Origin of the sequence: Pseudomonas sp. PDM10, from assembly GCF_014852295.1 — a bacterium.
In the GTDB taxonomy this organism is placed as follows: Bacteria; Pseudomonadota; Gammaproteobacteria; order Pseudomonadales; family Pseudomonadaceae; genus Aquipseudomonas.
Genome location: NZ_JACVBJ010000004.1, coordinates 606,053 through 622,101 on the forward strand (window position 1 = coordinate 606,053; position 16,049 = coordinate 622,101).

Below are 16,049 nucleotides of genomic sequence, written 5' to 3' on the forward strand. Positions count from 1 at the left end.
TCCATGGCCAAGGTGCGAACGCGCAGCATGGACGGGGTTTATCCGTTAGCAACAGGAGCAGTACGACAAGGGGTTGAAGGCCAGCCCGTCCGGCAACGTAAACCCGGATGGATGCGTATCAAAACCTGAAGGGGCACACAACATGAAGCCAACAAACCAGCCCGGCACGAGCGCGCCGCAAGACGATGACGTCAAGGTGCTGCACAGCATGGGCTACGCCCAGGAACTTTCGCGACGCATGGGCGTTTTCTCCAACTTTGCCATTTCCTTTTCGATCATCTGCATCCTCTCGGGTGGCATCAACTCACTCGCTCAGGGCACCTCGGGTGCGGGCGGTGCCTCAATCGGTATCGGCTGGCCGATTGGTTGCCTGATCTCCGGGGTTTTCGCCATGGCCATGGCGCAGATTTCCTCGGCCTACCCCACCGCTGGCGGCCTCTATCATTGGGGTTCGATTCTCGGTAACCGCTTCACCGGCTGGCTGACCGCGTGGTTCAACCTGCTGGGGCTGGTCACCGTGCTCGGCGCGATCAACGTCGGTACTTATTACTTCTTTTTCGGCGCCTTCGGACCGTCCCTGGGAATGGAAGACACCACCACGACCCGGGTGATTTTCCTGGCGATCCTGACCGGTATCCAGGCCTTGTGTAACCACCTGGGTATCGGCCTGACCGCGAAACTCACCGATTTCTCGGGGTATCTGATCTTCGCCACGGCGCTCGCGCTGACCATCGTCTGCCTGATCTCGGCGCCCAGTTATGAGTTCGCCCGGTTATGGACCTTCAGTAACTATTCCGGCGAGGCTGGCGGCAGCGTCTGGCCACAGGTGTCGAACGGCTGGGTTTTCATGCTCGGCCTGCTGCTGCCGATCTATACCATCACGGGTTATGACGCTTCTGCGCACACCTCCGAGGAGACTCGGCAGGCAGCCATGTCTGTGCCGCGTGGCATGGTCACGTCGGTGGTCTGGTCGCTGCTGTTCGGCTGGGTCATGCTCTGCTCGTTTGTGCTGATGCTGCCGAACATGGATGAGGCGGCGAAGCAAGGCTGGAACGTATTTTTCTGGGGCATGAACACGCAGGTCAACCCAACCGTGAAGCTCGTGCTGTACGTGGCGATTTTCATCTCGCAGTTCCTCTGCGGGCTGGCAACCGTGACCTCGGTTTCACGCATGATCTTCGCGTTTTCCCGTGACGGTGGCCTGCCCTGCTCGAAAGCACTGGCCTCGGTGTCACCTACCTATCGCAGCCCGGTGGCGGCGATCTGGACCGGTGCCACCCTGGCGGTATTGTTCGACTGGGGATCGTCGGTGATATCGGTCGGCGCAACGCCGGTCTATACCATCGTGGTGTCCTGCACGGTGATCTTCCTGTTCTTCTCCTTCATCATTCCCATCGTGCTGGGCCTGTTTACCTACGGGACTTCGAAGTGGCCAACCATGGGGCCGTGGAACATGGGACGCTTCTGGTACACAGTATTCGCCGTCCTCTCGATCCTCTCGATGGTCATCATTTTCGTCATCGGCATTCAGCCACCGAACGATTGGGCGTTGTACATCACCATCGGCTTTCTGGTGCTGACGGCCATCGTCTGGTTCGGTTTTGAAGCCCGACGTTTTCAGGGGCCGCCGATTGGCGACATGATCATCAAGCGTCAGGCTGAAATTGCGGCGGCGGAAGAGGCGTTGAATAAACGGGCCGGGAGCTGATTGCTAGTTAAGCGTGACGCTAACCCTTTGGCGAGGGAGCTGCTCCCGCTAGACTGCGCAGTCTGTGATTGGGCAATCCCAAGATCAGTACCCATGGATCAATAGGACGCAGGGGCGGCAGGAGGCATGCAATGGAACTGAAGTTCAGTCACGTCGATGTACTGGTCAACAATCTCGAGGAAGCCTGTGCTTACTACGCACAGATACTGAAGGCCAGGATCTCCAAAACGCTCGTCTGGGAACGAGGTAGTCTGCACGTGCGCTACGCGATTGCGCTGATCGGCCAAGAACGTTTCATGCTGGTTCAGCCGTTGGCGGGGAACCTGAGGGAACTGTTGGACGCCTCGGGTGAAGGGATGATTTATCGCCACTGCTACTCGACACCGGACATTGAGAAGGCCTATGACGAATTGATGGTCGCCGGTGTTCAGCCAGAAGACGAAAACGGAGCGCCGTTGGCCCGCGCGAACCTGCAATCCCCGTCCGGGACACGCATCATCTGGTTGCCCAAGCGCTTCGGGCACTTCTCTATCGAGATCCTGGAAGACAAGGCGCTGGAGGCCTTTATCGAGACTGCGTTTGCCTGAGAGGCACAAGCCCGAACGCACGTAGCCCCATCGGTCCAGCGGATATTCGCTGGGCCGGTGTCATCTTTGTCATGGAAGACGCAGTGAAGTCCTATCTCACTCCCTAGGCTTCGTGCGCCAACCTCTGCCATCATTGAAGAACTTACCAGCCGAGCAGAAAACATGAATCGTCGTAAAAAAATACAGCAGTTGTTAAAGGCTCACGCCAAAAAGGCCAGTGCCAAATTGGCACCGGCCAGTAAGTCTAAATACATTAGTAAAGCTGACCGATTGAAGCTCGCGGCTGAACCTGGTCCAGACTCGATCATTTCCCCGGAGAGCTAATCTATTTACCTTAAACACCAGCGCAATTTACACATCTGTTTGGGCCAGGTATTCCGATGGCTCGCACCGTGAGGACGCAGCCTGACAATGCACTCAACGTCACTCTCTTCGGTTGCTGGACGCTACGCGATAAAACCGGGACCGTGCTGCGCTCCCTTAACCAAATCTCAGGCACTTATCCAGCCTTACCGTTACGGAGCATGTAAGACATGTCAAACATCGTCGCATGGACCCTGTTCGCCTTGGGCGTCCTCCATATTCCATTCGGTATCGTCAAGTTCAAAACAGCATTCGCCGCCGCTGTAGACTCTGGCTTCGTTGACCAATTCAGAGCGCACGAAGATCGGCGCACTGCCCTCTGGTTTACCATGCTGGGGCCGCTTTTTATGCTCGCAGGGCAGACAGCGATTCACGCCGTAGCCGTTGGCGATCTCGCGCTACTTAAAATGGTTGGCCTCTATGTGTTGATGATCTCGATCATTTGCGTCATTGCTGTTCCAAGATCGGGGTTCTGGGCAACGCTGCTGGTTTCTCCGCTGATCATTGCGGCAGGGTATGGTTTGTACGCCTGATTCAGCTTGAGAATCGGCCTCTTTGGAGTCTCGCATGCCCCGTCTCTGCACCCTCCTGCCTCTGCCCTCCTCGACACTGTTTTCGCTGCGTTCACGCAGCCTGCTCGCGCGGCACTGGCGGCGATGGATCCTGTGCCTGAGCATTGTCGTGCCCGGCATCGCCGGTGCAGAGACACGACCCGAGAACATGGTGTATCTGCGTACGATTGATCCGGGCATCGAGCAAGACATTCGCTATGCCAGCGCTCACAACTTCACCGGGCACCCACTCGACGGTTACGCCGCGCCACAGTGCCTGTTATCGCTGGACGCCGCCAAGGCCCTCGCTCGGGTACAAACGGCATTGCGTGCGCAAGGCTACGGTTTGAAGGTGTTTGACTGTTATCGACCCAACCGTGCCGTTGCCGATATGGGGCGTTTTGCGTCGGAGCCGGGTGACCCGCGCAAGGCCGAGTTCTATCCACGTGTGGACAAGCAGGACTTCTGGCGCCTGGGCTACGTGGCCCGGGTGTCGAACCACTCCAAAGGCTCAACCGTGGACCTGACACTGACCGGCCCGGATGCCCTGCCCGCCGAGACCTGGACGCCTTCAGCCGGGCAAGTCGATTGCACGGCCGCCTATGGCCAGCGTTGGCGCGACGGCGCGCTCGACATGGGCACGGGGTTCGATTGCTTCGATGAGCGCGCGCATACCGACAACCCGACGATCAGCGCTGCCGCCAAAGAAAATCGCCAGAAGCTCAGCAGGGCCATGGAGAAAGAAGGGTTTACCGGGTACTCGAAGGAATGGTGGCACTTCACCTACAGCGGGGAAGGTTCGCCGAAGAACGTCATGGACTTCCCCATCACGCCGCTGGGTGCACGCGATGTTCTCGACACCGCCAATCAGCTGATTGTGGTCACCACAAAAAACTGGACTGACATCCAGGGCACGGCCCAGCGTTATGAACGGCAGGGCAACACCTTTCGAAAATACGAAGGATCGTTTCCGGTAGTGGTCGGCAAGAGCGGGCTGGCGTGGGGCAAGGGTCTGAGCAGCGTTGAGCAACGCGAAGGCCCGCTCAAACATGAAGGCGATGGAAAAGCACCTGCCGGGGTGTTCAAACTGGGAACGGCGTTTGGCTACGACAGCACGGCCGACACCAGACTGCCTTACCTGGCACTCACCCCGACCATCGAATGCGTGGATGACAGCCACTCCGCACGCTATAACGAGCTGGTCGATGGAGCGACTGTTTCAAAAGACTGGAACAGCTCCGAACGGATGCGTCGCGATGACGACATGTATCGAAAAGGCATTTTCATCGAGCACAATACGCCGGCGTCCCCCGCCTCGGGCTCGTGCATTTTCTTCCACATCTGGCGCGGCCCCGCCTCGCCGACGCTGGGCTGCACCGCCATGGACCCAGCGGATATTTCTCGCTTGTTCACTTGGCTGGATCCTCGCCAGTCCCCTCTGCTGGTTCAAATGCCTGAGGCGCAATACGAGCAAATCCGCGAAAGCTGGAACCTTCCCGAACGTTGATGGCTGGCAGACGGTGGCGGGAGGTCCTGACCATCGCCGAAGACCACCCAGCGCAAATTCGTATACCATATCTGCAATTCAATCCGAACGATCACGACCGTGGCCCTGACAAAACTCAACGCTCCCGACCTTGGCAATTCGCCTTCGACGTCGGAAATCATCACCCGTCATCTGCGTGACGCCATCGTCGCCGGGCATTTTGCCGAGGACGAGCCGATCCGCCAGGACGACATCGCCCGCCAGTTCAACGTCAGCAAAATTCCGGTGCGAGAAGCCCTCAAGCGCCTGGAGGCCGAAGGCCTGGTAATGTTCCAGCGAAATCGCGGGGCGATGGTCACCCGGGTTTCCGATGCAGAACTGGCGCAGATGTTCGAAGTGCGCATGCTGCTCGAAGACAAGGTGCTGCGCCTGGCCATTCCGAACATGACCGAAGACACCTTCGCCCGTGCCGAACGCATCTGCCAGGAGTTCATCGGCGAAGATGACGTGGGGCGCTGGGCCGAGCTCAACTGGGAGCTGCACGCTTGCCTTTACGAGCCGGCGCAACGACCGTTTCTGGTCGGCCTGATCCGCTCGGTCAACGACAAGCTGGAGCGCTACCTGCGCATGCAGATGAGCCTGTCGGCCGGCAAGGAACGCGCCGATCACGAGCACCGGGAAATCCTTGCGGCCTGTCGCGCCGGTGACGTGGAGCTGGCGGTGAAGTTGCTCGACGAGCACATTTCCGGGGTCTGCAAGACCCTGTTCGAGCACCTGCCCCACCACCACTAACCGCTCGCCGCACTGTGCCGATTTCGTCATCGGCACTGGATAAAACCATCAAGCCGGCAAGCCCTTGCACAGGCCACTCTTTCGTTCACTCATCTGAACGGACGTGGCCATCCCATGAAACGCATCACCGTGATCGACTCCCACACCGGCGGCGAACCGACCCGCCTGGTGACCGCCGGTTTTCCTGATCTGGGCAATGGCAGCATGGCCGAGCGTCGGCAGCGGCTGGCCGAACAGCATGATCAATGGCGCGCCGCTTGCGTGCTGGAACCAAGGGGCAGCGATGTGCTGGTCGGCGCCCTGCTTTGCGAGCCGGTGGACCCGAGCGCCTGTGCCGGCGTGATTTTCTTCAACAACAGCGGTTACCTCGGCATGTGTGGCCACGGCACCATCGGCCTGGTGGCCTCGCTGGCGCATCTGGGCAAGATCGGCCCTGGGGTGCACAGCATCGAAACCCCGGTGGGCACGGTGCAGGCGACGTTGCACGAAGACCATTCGGTCAGCGTGCGCAATGTGCCGGCCTACCGTTACCGCAAAGCGCTGTCGCTGCAGGTGCCGGGGATCGGTCAAGTGACCGGCGATGTTGCCTGGGGTGGTAACTGGTTTTTCCTGATTGCCGAGCATGGCCTGCGCGTTGCCGGCGATAACCTCGATGCGCTGACCGCCTACACCTTCGCCGTCCAGCAAGCACTGGAGGCTCAGGGTATTCGCGGCGAAGACGGCGGCTTGATCGACCATGTCGAGCTGTTCGCCGATGACGTGCAGGCCGACAGCCGCAACTTCGTCCTCTGCCCCGGCAAGGCCTATGACCGCTCGCCCTGTGGCACCGGCACCAGCGCAAAACTGGCGTGTCTGGCGGCCGACGACAAATTGCAGCCGGGACAGATCTGGCGTCAGGCCAGTGTCATCGGCAGCGAGTTCGAGGGTTCCTACGAACTTCAGGGCGAGCGCATCGTGCCGACCATTCGCGGCCGCGCCTTTATCAGCGCCGAAGCCAGCCTGATCATCGAACAGGACGACCCGTTCGCCTGGGGCATTCGTCCGTGAACGAGGGCCGGGTGGCCGATGTGATCGTGATCGGCGCCGGCATCATCGGTGCCGCTTGTGCCCAGGCGCTGGCGGGGCGCGGCTTGCGCGTGCTGGTGCTGGACGCCGGCCTGCCCGGCGCTACGGCGGCGGGCATGGGCCACTTGCTGGTCCTCGATGACAACCCGGCCGAACTGGCCCTCAGTCAATACTCCCTGCAACGCTGGCGCGAACTGGCGCCGGCCTTGCCCGACGGCTGCGCCTACCGGTGCAATGGCACCCTCTGGCTGGCCGCCAATGCCGAAGAAATGGCCGTCGCCCACAGCAAATACCTGAATTTGCAAGCCCAAGGCGTGGCCTGCGAATTGATCTCCAGCAGTGCCTTGCACCAACGCGAACCCGAATTACGCGAGGGCCTGGAAGGCGGTCTGCTGATCAGTGGCGACGGAATTCTTTATGCGCCGGCGACGGCTAATTGGATGCTCGACACACCGAACATCAGCCAACGCCGGGCGCGGGTCAGCGAAGTCGATGGCAACCGCGTACGACTCGACAACGGCCAATGGCTAAGCGCTGAAGCGGTGATTCTGGCCAACGGTGTCCAGGCCAACGAGCTCTGCCCCGAATTGCCGATAGAGCCGAAGAAAGGTCACTTGCTGATCACCGACCGCTACCCCGGCAAGGTCACGCACACCCTGGTGGAACTTGGTTACGTCACCAGTGCCCACAACGCCACTGGCCCATCGACGGCATGCAATATCCAGCCTCGGCCGACCGGGCAATTGTTCATCGGCGCTTCACGACAATTCGGCACCACCGACCCGCAGGTCGAGGGCTGGATGCTGGCGAAAATGCTCCGGCGTGCCACCGACTACATGCCGGGGCTGACTCAGCTCAACGGCATCCGCGCCTGGACCGGTTTTCGCGCTGCCAGCCCCGACGGCTTGCCGCTGGTGGGTCAGCACCCACAACGCAAAGGCTTATGGCTGGCGGTCGGTCATGAGGGCCTCGGCGTCACCACCGCCCCCGGCACCGCCGACCTATTGGTCGCACAGTTGTTCGACGAAACGCCGCCGCTGGCCGCGCAACCGTATCTGCCGCAACGTTTTCTCGGAGAGCCCGTTTATGCCTGAATTGATGCTGGACGGGCGTGCCCTGCGGGTTGCCGAGGGCACCAGCGTCGCCGCTGCACTGGCCCTGAGTGGCGACGGCTGCACGCGCACCTCGGTCAGTGGCCAACGTCGCGCACCGCTGTGCGGCATGGGCATTTGCCAGGAATGCCGGGTGACCATCGACGGTCGGCGACGACTGGCCTGCCAGACGCTGTGCCGTGACGGCATGCACGTGGAGACTCAAGCATGAACGAATACGCCGACCTGCTGATCATCGGCGCCGGTCCCGCCGGCATGGCCGCTGCGCTCGCCGCCGCGTCAAGCGGTGCGCGCATCGTCCTGCTCGATGACAACCCGTTGCCGGGTGGGCAAATCTGGCGTGATGGGCCTCAAGCCAAGCTGCCGAACCCGGCGCGTCAGATGCGCGGGCGATTGGAAGCGTGCAGCAACATCCGCCGTCACTCCGGCACTCGAGTGATCGCCTGCGCCGGGCCGAAACAACTGCTGGTTGAAGACGCCGATCGAGGCTGGGTGATCGGTTACGACAAACTGATTCTGTGCACCGGTGCTCGCGAATTACTGCTGCCCTTCCCCGGCTGGACGCTGCCCGGCGTGACGGGTGCGGGTGGCCTCCAGGCATTGATCAAAGGCGGGCTGCCGGTGCAGGACGAACGCATTGTGATTGCCGGCAGCGGACCGTTATTGCTGGCCAGCGCCGCCACCGCAAAACACAACGGCGCCCGGGTACTGCGCATCGCCGAGCAAGCCTGCGCGGCCGCCGTTGGCGGTTTCGCCGCACAACTGCCACGCTGGCCCAACAAGCTGATGCAGTCGGTCACGTTGTTCGACCGCCATTACCGCACCGGAACCTACGTACTGGCCGCCCTGGGCAATGAGCGGCTGGAAGGTGTGCGCCTGCAACAGCAAGGGAAAATCGTCGAGCTGGAATGTGATCGCCTGGCCTGTGGCTTTGGTCTGATCCCCAATACCCAACTCGGCCAGGCCCTCGGCTGCGAACTTGAAGGTCAGGCGATTGCTGTCGATGCCTGGCAGACCACTCGCCGCGCCGATTACTACGCAGCAGGTGAATGCACCGGTTTCGGTGGCAGTGAACTGGCGTTGGTCGAAGGCGCCATCGCTGGCCACGCCGCCGTCGGTGACCTTGATTCGGCCCGAGCATTGTGGCCGCGTCGTGCGCGCTGGCAGGGTTTCGCCAACGCCCTCAACAAAGCATTCACCCTCGACCCGCAACTCAAATCGCTGGCACAACCCGACACCCTGGTGTGCCGTTGCGAAGACGTGCCTTACGCAGCGCTTGCCGGGCACACTGACTGGCGCGAGGCCAAACTGGCCAGCCGCTGCGGCATGGGCGCCTGCCAGGGCCGGGTGTGTGGCGGCGCGCTGCAGCACCTGTTCGGCTGGCAACCTGCGGCACCACGCCCGCCGTTCAGTCCGGCGCGGATCGAGACCTTGCTGTGCCTGGACGACACCCCTCCCGCCTGAATGCCGGCCCGGGGCTTTCGGCTCCGTCGCCGAGTCTTTATGATCCCGGGCATTGCCTCCAGACGCCCAGCGCCATGTATGCCTCGCTCACTACCTTCAAACCCTGCGACCTGCCCACTCTGCTGAGCAGTCTGCAGCCGATTGCGGCGTTGCTCGACACCCTGTCGGATGTGGTGTTCTTCATCAAGGACAGCGAAGCCCGCTACGCCTTCGTCAACCAGACCCTGGCCCGGCGCTGCGGCTTCAAACACAGTGACGAGCTGCTCGGGCGCACCGCCGACATGGTCTTTCCCGAGCGTTTCGGCCCGCTGTACACCGAGCAGGATCGGCGGGTGCTGTCCACCGGCCGCGAACTGGCCGACCAACTCGAACTGCACCTGTATTACGGCAACCAGCCGGTTTGGTGCCTGACCCACAAACTCGCGCTGCGCGACCTGCAAGGTCAGATCGTCGGCCTGGCCGGCATCTCCCGCGACCTGCAAGCGCCACAGTCCAGTCATCCGGCCTTCCAGAAACTTGCGGCGGTGGACGCGCATATCCGCAGCCATTTCGCCAGGCCGATCAGCCTCGCCGAACTGACCGCAATCGCCGGGTTTTCCGTGGCGCAACTGGAGCGCCACTGCAAACGAGTGTTCCAGCTCACTCCTCGGCAGATGATTCACAAGGCGCGCCTGGAAGAAGGCTCCCGGCTGTTGCTGCACACCGACCTGCCGATCACCGAGATCGCCCTGCGTTGCGGTTACACCGATCACAGCGCCTTCAGTCGGCAGTTCCGCGCCTTGACCAGTCTGGCGCCGAGTCAGTATCGCGAAAGCCGTCGCTGAACCGGGGCGAGTGTTCCTTTAAGGGGCGCCCGGCGTTCCCATTGCTCCCTTCTGTAACACCGCCTGATACGGCCCGCCGAGGCGCTCTTTTCCTACGCCCTGTTCCCACAATCTTGTAAGACCTTTAGCTCAAGGCTTGGCGAATAATTCTCGCCTCAGTTCGGAAACAGGCACGCTCATTGCTAATCACATATCGTATACGAAATTCACAATACGATATCCAACAGCACTTTCCGACAACGAGGCCTCTATGAAAAACCCCGCATTTGCCGTAGCCCTCAGCGCTGTTCTCAGTACCTCCTTCATCGCCACCGCCCAGGCCGACAAGCTCGACGACATCATTGGTTCGGGCAAGCTGCGCTGCGCCGTGACCCTGGACTTCCCGCCGATGGGTTTTCGCGATGAAGGCAACAACCCGGCCGGTTTCGACGTGGACTACTGCCGCGACCTGGCGAAAATCCTCGGGGTCGACGCCGAAGTGGTTGAAACGCCCTTCCCGGATCGAATTCCGGCACTGGTCTCCGGACGCGCAGACGTGATCGTCGCGTCCACCTCCGACACCCTCGAACGGGCCAAGACCGTCGGCCTCACCGTGCCGTACTTCGCCTTCCAGATGGTGGTGCTGACCCGCGACAACACCGGCATCAACAGCTTCGCCGATATCAAAGGCAAAGCCCTGGGCAACACCAGCGGCACCTATGAAGCCATTGCTCTGGAAAAAGACGTGAAGAACTGGGGCACCGGCACCTTCCGCGCCTATCAGTCGCAGAACGACACGCTTCTGGCGGTCGCCCAAGGTCACATCGACGCCACCGTGGTCACCAACACCGTGGCCGCCGCCACGATCAAGTCGGGCAAATACAAGAACCTGAAAATCGCCGGTAACGCGCCGTACACCATCGACTACGTGTCCCTGGGCGTCAAGCGTAACGAGTATGGCCTGCTCAATTACCTCAACCTGTTCGTCAATCAGCAGGTGCGCAGCGGCCGCTACAACGAGTTGTTCACCAAATGGGTCGGCACCGAGATTTCACCCACCGACCTGACCGTGCCCAAGGTCTATTACTGAGGTGTCCGGCATGCCTAGGCCAACCTCTCTGACCGGTCGCAGCCTGGTCGCCGGTGCCGCCCAAGGCGCCCTGCTGTTTGCCGATGTGGGCTTGAGTTTCTGGGGCGGGGTCGATCCGTTTAGTGGAGAGATCATCGACCGTCACCACCCGCTCAGCGGCGAACATCTGGCCGGTCGGGTGCTGGCGATCCCCAGTGGTCGCGGCTCATGCACCGGCAGCAGTGTGCTGATGGAACTGATCAGCAACGGTCACGCGCCCGCCGCACTGGTGCTGGCCGAACCCGATGAGATCCTGACCTTGGGCGTGCTTGTGGCACAGACCATTTTCGAGCGTTCCCTGCCGGTGCTGTGCATCGGCCGGAAGGCCTTCGCCGCCTTGCGCGGCCAGGCCTTTGCTCGGGTCGAAGAGTTAACAGTGACCCTGTTCGAACACCTGCCGGGCGATGCCTGGCAGGCACTCGACAGTCCGTTGCAGACAGCAGAAAAAACCACCGCCATCGAACTCACCGAGCACGATCAGGCACTGCTCGACGGCGAGCATGGCAAGGCCGCCCAAGTGGCGATGCAGATCGTCCTGCGCATGGCTGAACTGCAAGGTGCGCGCAGTCTGGTGGATGTCACCCAGGCACACATCGACGGCTGCATTTATACCGGGCCTGCGAGCCTGCGCTTCGCCGAACAACTGGTGCAGTGGGGAGCCAAAGTGCGGGTGCCGACCACCCTCAATTCGATATCCGTCGACCAACGCCGTTGGCGCGAGTTGGGCATTGATCCGGCACTCGGGGTACCGGCCAGCGCTCTGGGCGATGCCTACATGGCGATGGGCGCACAGCTGAGTTTTACCTGCGCGCCCTACCTGCTCGACAGCGCGCCGAAGGCCGGCGAGCAAATCGTCTGGGCCGAATCCAACGCCGTGGTGTATGCCAACAGCGTGCTCGGCGCACGCACCCTGAAATACCCGGACTACCTGGATATCTGCATCGCCCTGACCGGCCGCGCGCCTCTGATCGGTTGCCATCTGGACGCGCAACGTAAAGCGAGACTGCAAATCGAATTGCCGGTTTTAAGTGACCTGGACGATGCCTTTTACCCCCTGCTCGGTTACCACATCGGGGCCCTGGCCGGCAGCCGGATTCCGCTGGTGCTGGGACTAGAACACAGCAAGCCGAGCCTGGATGATTTGAAAGCCTTCGGCGCCGCTTTCGCCACCACCTCCGCCGCACCGCTTTTCCACATCGCCGGGGTGACCCCGGAAGCACTCGACCCGGCGCAGGTGCTGGAGGCGGATGTCCATGTGCCGGTGGAAAAAATCCGCCTGAAGGATTTGCTGCTCAGTTGGCGCGAGCTCAACAGTGCCCGCGACAACCGGGTGGATGTGGTCTCGCTGGGCAATCCGCATTTCTCCCTCAGCGAATTCGCGCATCTAGCGCGGCTGTGCCGGGGTCGGCACAAACACCCCGAAGTAGTGCTTGCCATTACCTGCGGTCGTGCGGTGCTGGAACAGGCCCGCGAGGCGGGACATATCGCGGTGATCGAAGCCTTTGGCGCGACGCTGGTCACCGACACCTGCTGGTGCATGCTCGGCGAACCGGTGATCCCGCTGACCGCCAAAACCTTGATGACCAACTCGGGCAAGTACGCCCATTACGCACCCGGCCTGGTGGGCCGCAAGGTGCACTTTGCCAACCTCGCCGAATGTGTCGACGCCGCCTGCAGCGCCATGGCCAGTGGTCGTTTGCCGGCCTGGCTGCAATCGGCCGCTTCTCTGGAGAGCCCCGCGCATGTTTGATTACACCTTCCAATGGCGCGCGACCCTGCGCGCCCTGCCGGACATGCTCGCCGGCGCCTGGGTCACCTTCGAGACCGCCGCGCTGTCGATGATCTTCGGCGTGCTGATCGCCCTGGCCCTGACGGTGATGCGCGAAACCAAACAACCGTTGTTGCGCGGCATCGGCAACGGCTGGGTGTCGATCGCCCGCAACACCCCGTCGCTGTTCCAGATCTACGTCCTCTACTTCGGCCTCGGCTCGCTGGATTTGCATGTCAGCTCATGGTTCGCACTGCTGGCCGGGATCACCTTCAACAACGCCGGTTACCTGGCGGAAAACTTTCGCGGCGGCCTCAAGGCTGTGCCCGGCACGCAGGTGCGCGCCGCGCGTTCGCTGGGCATGAGTGCCTTCCAGGCTTACCGGATGATCATCGTCCCGCAGCTGCTGCGGATCGTGTTCTATCCGTTGAGCAACCAGATGGTCTGGGCGGTGTTGATGACGTCGCTGGGGGTGATCGTCGGACTGAACAATGACCTCACCGGCGTGACCCAGGATTACAACGTCAAGACGTTCCGCACCTTCGAATATTTCGCCATCGCCGCGGCGCTGTATTACCTGATTGCCAAGGCGATCGTCGCCGTCGCCCGGCTGATGGCCTGGCGACTGTTCCGCTACTGAGGAGGTGAGCATGTTGACCACCAGTTTTTCCTGGAATGACCTGTTGTTCTTGCTGGATGGCGCTTGGGTCACTCTGAAACTCACGTTCTGGTCGATCATCCTCGGCTCCTTCGCCGGGCTGTTGTTCGGCTTGCTGCGGGCGTTGTTGCCGCGCGCCAGCCTGCCGCTGGCCTGGGTGCTGGACGTGTTTCGCAGCGTGCCGTTGCTGATCCAGTTTGTGTTGTTCAACTCGCTGAAAAGCATTGTCGGCTTGAACATCAGTGCCTTCAGCGTCGGCTGCATTGTGCTCGGGGTCTACGCCGCCGCGTACTTCACCGAGATCGTGCGCAGCGGCGTGCTGTCGGTGCCGTTCACCGTGCGCCGGGCCAGTCGTTCACTGGGCCTGAGCTTCCTGCAGGACCTGCGCTGGATCGTCCTGCCGATGGCCACGCGAGTGGCCTTTCCCGGCTGGCTGAACCTGGTGCTCAGCGTGATGAAAGACACCGCGCTGGTGATGTGGATCGGCATCGTCGAACTGCTGCGCGCCTCGCAAACCATCGTGACCCGCATTCAGGAGCCGCTGCTGGTGCTGTGCATCGCGGGCCTCATCTACTACGTCATGAGCCTGGTGGTCGCTCGCCTCGGCGCTCGTCTGGAAAGAAGGTGGCAAGAAAATGATTGAGATCGACAACGTACACAAATCCTTCGGCAACCTCGAAGTGGTCAAGGGCGTCAACCTGACGGTGAACAAGGGCGAGGTGGTGTCGATCATTGGCGGCTCCGGCTCGGGCAAGTCGACCCTGCTGATGTGCATCAACGGTCTGGAGCCGATCCAGAAAGGCAAGATCCGCGTCGACGGTGTCGAGGTCCATCACAGCGCCACGGACCTCAACCGTCTGCGGCAGAAGATCGGCATCGTCTTCCAGCAATGGAACGCGTTCCCGCACCTGACCGTGCTGGAAAACGTGATGCTGGCGCCGCGCAAAGTACTGGGCAAGAGCAAGGCCGAAGCCGAGGAACTGGCGGTGAAACAACTGACCCACGTCGGTCTGGGCGACAAGCTCAAGGCCTTTCCCGGCAAGCTCTCCGGCGGTCAGCAACAGCGCATGGCGATTGCCCGCGCCCTGGCCATGTCGCCGGACTACATGCTGTTCGACGAAGCCACTTCGGCCCTCGACCCGCAGTTGGTAGGCGAGGTGCTGGACACCATGCGCATGCTCGCCGAAGACGGCATGACCATGGTGTTGGTGACTCATGAGATCCGCTTTGCCCGGGATGTGTCTGATCGGGTGGCGTTCTTTCGTAATGGGCTGGTGCATGAGATTGGTTCGCCGGATCAGGTGATTGGTAATCCGGTTCATGCCGAAACTGCGGCGTTCCTGAAATCAGTGAAATAGCTAATGGCCCTATCGTCGGAACGCCGCCCGGAGCTGGCTCACTCCCACAGGGTTTGATGGTGGACACAAAATCAGTGTGGGAGCGAGCCTGCTCGCGATGAGGCCCTAACAGACAAAACAAGGAGCAGACCATGCGCTCATCGAAAGTCATCCATGTAGTCAGCTGCCACGCCGAAGGCGAAGTCGGCGACGTGATCGTCGGCGGCGTCTCGCCACCACCCGGGGCCACCGTGTGGGAACAGTCGCGCTGGATTGCCAAGGATCAGACCCTGCGCAACTTCGTCCTCAACGAGCCGCGCGGCGGCGTGTTCCGTCACGTCAACTTGTTGGTGCCGGCCAAGGATCCTCGGGCGCAGATGGCCTGGATCATTATGGAACCGGCCGACACACCGCCGATGTCCGGCTCCAACTCACTGTGCGTGGCCACCGTGTTGCTCGACAGCGGCATCCTGCCGATGACCGAACCGCAAACCCGGCTGGTGCTCGAAGCACCGGGCGGGCTGATCGAAGCGGTGGCCGACTGCCGTGACGGCAAGGTCGAACGGGTGGAAATCAAGAACGTGCCCTCCTTCGCTGACCGCCTCGACGTCTGGATCGAAGTCGAAGGCGTTGGCTCGTTGCAGGTCGATACCGCGTACGGCGGCGACAGTTTTGTGATCGCCGATGCCAAGCGCCTGGGCTTTTCCATTCGTCCTGATGAAGCGGCGGAGCTGGTCGAGGTCGGGCTGAAAATCACCCGCGCGGCCAACGAACAATTGGGCTTCGTTCATCCGCTGAACCCTGAGTGGTCGCACATTTCCTTCTGCCAGATTGCTGCGCCCCTCGTCTATGAAAACGGCATCGCCACCGGCGCCAACGCGGTGGTGATTCAACCCGGCAAGATCGACCGTTCGCCCACCGGCACTGGCTGCTCGGCGCGCATGGCGGTGTTGCAGGCCAAGGGCTTGATGCAGGTCGGCGAACGTTTTATCGGCCGTTCGATCATCGGTTCCGAGTTTCACTGCCGCATCGATTCGCTGACGGAAGTGGCGGGACGCCCGGCAATTTATCCGTGCATTTCCGGCCGGGCCTGGATCACCGGCACTCACCAATTGCTGCTCGATCCGAGCGATCCGTGGCCACAAGGCTATCGCCTGTCTGACACCTGGCCTGGGGCCTGAGCACAGCCTTACAAACCCTGACCAAAAAACTCTGACCAACGGCTA

At 61.5% G+C, this 16,049-nt stretch carries 17 protein-coding genes and 1 pseudogene; all 18 read left to right on the forward strand.

Annotated features, from left to right (window positions below; all coding sequences use genetic code 11):
* The first annotated feature begins 142 nt into the window (after positions 1-142).
* The 18 genes and pseudogenes from IB252_RS17250 to IB252_RS17330 all read left to right on the forward strand — a co-directional run bounded on the left by IB252_RS17250 (position 143) and on the right by IB252_RS17330 (position 16,004).
* Positions 143-1,708 (forward strand): amino acid permease, encoded by a 1,566-nt coding sequence (locus IB252_RS17250; protein WP_192409654.1) that lies wholly within the window; start codon positions 143-145, stop codon positions 1,706-1,708.
* A gap of 131 nt (positions 1,709-1,839) precedes the next feature.
* Positions 1,840-2,295 carry a VOC family protein gene (locus IB252_RS17255; RefSeq protein ID WP_192409655.1) on the forward strand — a complete coding sequence of 152 codons (456 nt, stop codon included), beginning with the start codon at positions 1,840-1,842 and terminating at the stop codon, positions 2,293-2,295.
* 2 nt (positions 2,296-2,297) lie between these two features.
* A pseudogene (locus IB252_RS30165) lies at positions 2,298-2,372 on the forward strand (phosphotyrosine protein phosphatase); the annotation flags it as partial.
* Positions 2,373-2,457: 85 nt separating this feature from the next.
* A complete protein-coding gene (locus IB252_RS17260; RefSeq protein ID WP_192409656.1) occupies positions 2,458-2,619 on the forward strand; it encodes a DUF2986 domain-containing protein in 162 nt (53 codons plus the stop codon).
* A 209-nt stretch (positions 2,620-2,828) separates the two neighbouring features.
* Entirely contained in the window at positions 2,829-3,191 is a 363-nt protein-coding gene (locus IB252_RS17265; RefSeq protein WP_192409657.1) for a DUF6463 family protein, read from the forward strand.
* Positions 3,192-3,225: 34 nt separating this feature from the next.
* The gene (locus IB252_RS17270) at positions 3,226-4,716 is read left to right on the forward strand and encodes a M15 family metallopeptidase (protein ID WP_225607466.1); all 1,491 of its coding nucleotides are present in this window, start codon (positions 3,226-3,228) and stop codon (positions 4,714-4,716) included.
* 99 nt (positions 4,717-4,815) lie between these two features.
* Positions 4,816-5,487 (forward strand): GntR family transcriptional regulator, encoded by a 672-nt coding sequence (locus IB252_RS17275; RefSeq protein WP_192409658.1) that lies wholly within the window; start codon positions 4,816-4,818, stop codon positions 5,485-5,487.
* Positions 5,488-5,601: 114 nt separating this feature from the next.
* Complete coding sequence (locus IB252_RS17280; protein ID WP_192409659.1) at positions 5,602-6,534, forward strand: 4-hydroxyproline epimerase; 933 nt, start codon at positions 5,602-5,604, stop codon at positions 6,532-6,534.
* On the forward strand, positions 6,531-7,646 hold the full coding sequence (locus IB252_RS17285) for an NAD(P)/FAD-dependent oxidoreductase (protein WP_192409660.1): 1,116 nt from the start codon (positions 6,531-6,533) through the stop codon (positions 7,644-7,646). Before IB252_RS17280 ends, IB252_RS17285 begins: the two co-directional genes overlap by 4 nt.
* On the forward strand, positions 7,639-7,875 hold the full coding sequence (locus IB252_RS17290; RefSeq protein ID WP_008157207.1) for a (2Fe-2S)-binding protein: 237 nt from the start codon (positions 7,639-7,641) through the stop codon (positions 7,873-7,875). Before IB252_RS17285 ends, IB252_RS17290 begins: the two co-directional genes overlap by 8 nt.
* A complete protein-coding gene (locus tag IB252_RS17295; protein ID WP_192409661.1) occupies positions 7,872-9,128 on the forward strand; it encodes an FAD/NAD(P)-binding oxidoreductase in 1,257 nt (418 codons plus the stop codon). The genes IB252_RS17290 and IB252_RS17295 overlap by 4 nt, the downstream gene beginning before the upstream one ends.
* Before the next feature lie 74 nt (positions 9,129-9,202).
* Entirely contained in the window at positions 9,203-9,952 is a 750-nt protein-coding gene (locus tag IB252_RS17300; RefSeq protein WP_074877194.1) for an AraC family transcriptional regulator, read from the forward strand.
* Positions 9,953-10,202: 250 nt separating this feature from the next.
* A complete protein-coding gene (locus IB252_RS17305; protein ID WP_192409662.1) occupies positions 10,203-11,021 on the forward strand; it encodes a transporter substrate-binding domain-containing protein in 819 nt (272 codons plus the stop codon).
* Between the two features lie 10 nt (positions 11,022-11,031).
* Positions 11,032-12,810, forward strand: coding sequence for an aconitase X (locus IB252_RS17310; RefSeq protein WP_192409663.1), 1,779 nt, complete (start codon positions 11,032-11,034; stop codon positions 12,808-12,810).
* The gene (locus IB252_RS17315; RefSeq protein WP_008157202.1) at positions 12,803-13,468 is read left to right on the forward strand and encodes an amino acid ABC transporter permease; all 666 of its coding nucleotides are present in this window, start codon (positions 12,803-12,805) and stop codon (positions 13,466-13,468) included. The genes IB252_RS17310 and IB252_RS17315 overlap by 8 nt, the downstream gene beginning before the upstream one ends.
* A 10-nt stretch (positions 13,469-13,478) precedes the next feature.
* Entirely contained in the window at positions 13,479-14,129 is a 651-nt protein-coding gene (locus tag IB252_RS17320; RefSeq protein ID WP_008157201.1) for an amino acid ABC transporter permease, read from the forward strand.
* Entirely contained in the window at positions 14,122-14,844 is a 723-nt protein-coding gene (locus tag IB252_RS17325) for an amino acid ABC transporter ATP-binding protein (protein WP_192409664.1), read from the forward strand. The genes IB252_RS17320 and IB252_RS17325 overlap by 8 nt, the downstream gene beginning before the upstream one ends.
* Before the next feature lie 131 nt (positions 14,845-14,975).
* Positions 14,976-16,004: a trans-3-hydroxy-L-proline dehydratase gene (locus tag IB252_RS17330; RefSeq protein ID WP_192409665.1), complete on the forward strand. Its 1,029-nt coding sequence runs from the start codon at positions 14,976-14,978 to the stop codon at positions 16,002-16,004.
* Positions 16,005-16,049 lie beyond the last annotated feature (45 nt).

Coding starts and splice junctions, on each gene's coding strand:
- IB252_RS17250 (WP_192409654.1), top strand. CDS start 143: ATGAAGCCAACAAACCAGCCCGGCACGAGCGCGCCGCAAGACGATGAC.
- IB252_RS17255 (WP_192409655.1), top strand. CDS start 1,840: ATGGAACTGAAGTTCAGTCACGTCGATGTACTGGTCAACAATCTCGAG.
- IB252_RS17260 (WP_192409656.1), top strand. CDS start 2,458: ATGAATCGTCGTAAAAAAATACAGCAGTTGTTAAAGGCTCACGCCAAA.
- IB252_RS17265 (WP_192409657.1), top strand. CDS start 2,829: ATGTCAAACATCGTCGCATGGACCCTGTTCGCCTTGGGCGTCCTCCAT.
- IB252_RS17270 (WP_225607466.1), top strand. CDS start 3,226: ATGCCCCGTCTCTGCACCCTCCTGCCTCTGCCCTCCTCGACACTGTTT.
- IB252_RS17280 (WP_192409659.1), top strand. CDS start 5,602: ATGAAACGCATCACCGTGATCGACTCCCACACCGGCGGCGAACCGACC.
- IB252_RS17290 (WP_008157207.1), top strand. CDS start 7,639: ATGCCTGAATTGATGCTGGACGGGCGTGCCCTGCGGGTTGCCGAGGGC.
- IB252_RS17295 (WP_192409661.1), top strand. CDS start 7,872: ATGAACGAATACGCCGACCTGCTGATCATCGGCGCCGGTCCCGCCGGC.
- IB252_RS17300 (WP_074877194.1), top strand. CDS start 9,203: ATGTATGCCTCGCTCACTACCTTCAAACCCTGCGACCTGCCCACTCTG.
- IB252_RS17305 (WP_192409662.1), top strand. CDS start 10,203: ATGAAAAACCCCGCATTTGCCGTAGCCCTCAGCGCTGTTCTCAGTACC.
- IB252_RS17310 (WP_192409663.1), top strand. CDS start 11,032: ATGCCTAGGCCAACCTCTCTGACCGGTCGCAGCCTGGTCGCCGGTGCC.
- IB252_RS17315 (WP_008157202.1), top strand. CDS start 12,803: ATGTTTGATTACACCTTCCAATGGCGCGCGACCCTGCGCGCCCTGCCG.
- IB252_RS17320 (WP_008157201.1), top strand. CDS start 13,479: ATGTTGACCACCAGTTTTTCCTGGAATGACCTGTTGTTCTTGCTGGAT.
- IB252_RS17325 (WP_192409664.1), top strand. CDS start 14,122: ATGATTGAGATCGACAACGTACACAAATCCTTCGGCAACCTCGAAGTG.
- IB252_RS17330 (WP_192409665.1), top strand. CDS start 14,976: ATGCGCTCATCGAAAGTCATCCATGTAGTCAGCTGCCACGCCGAAGGC.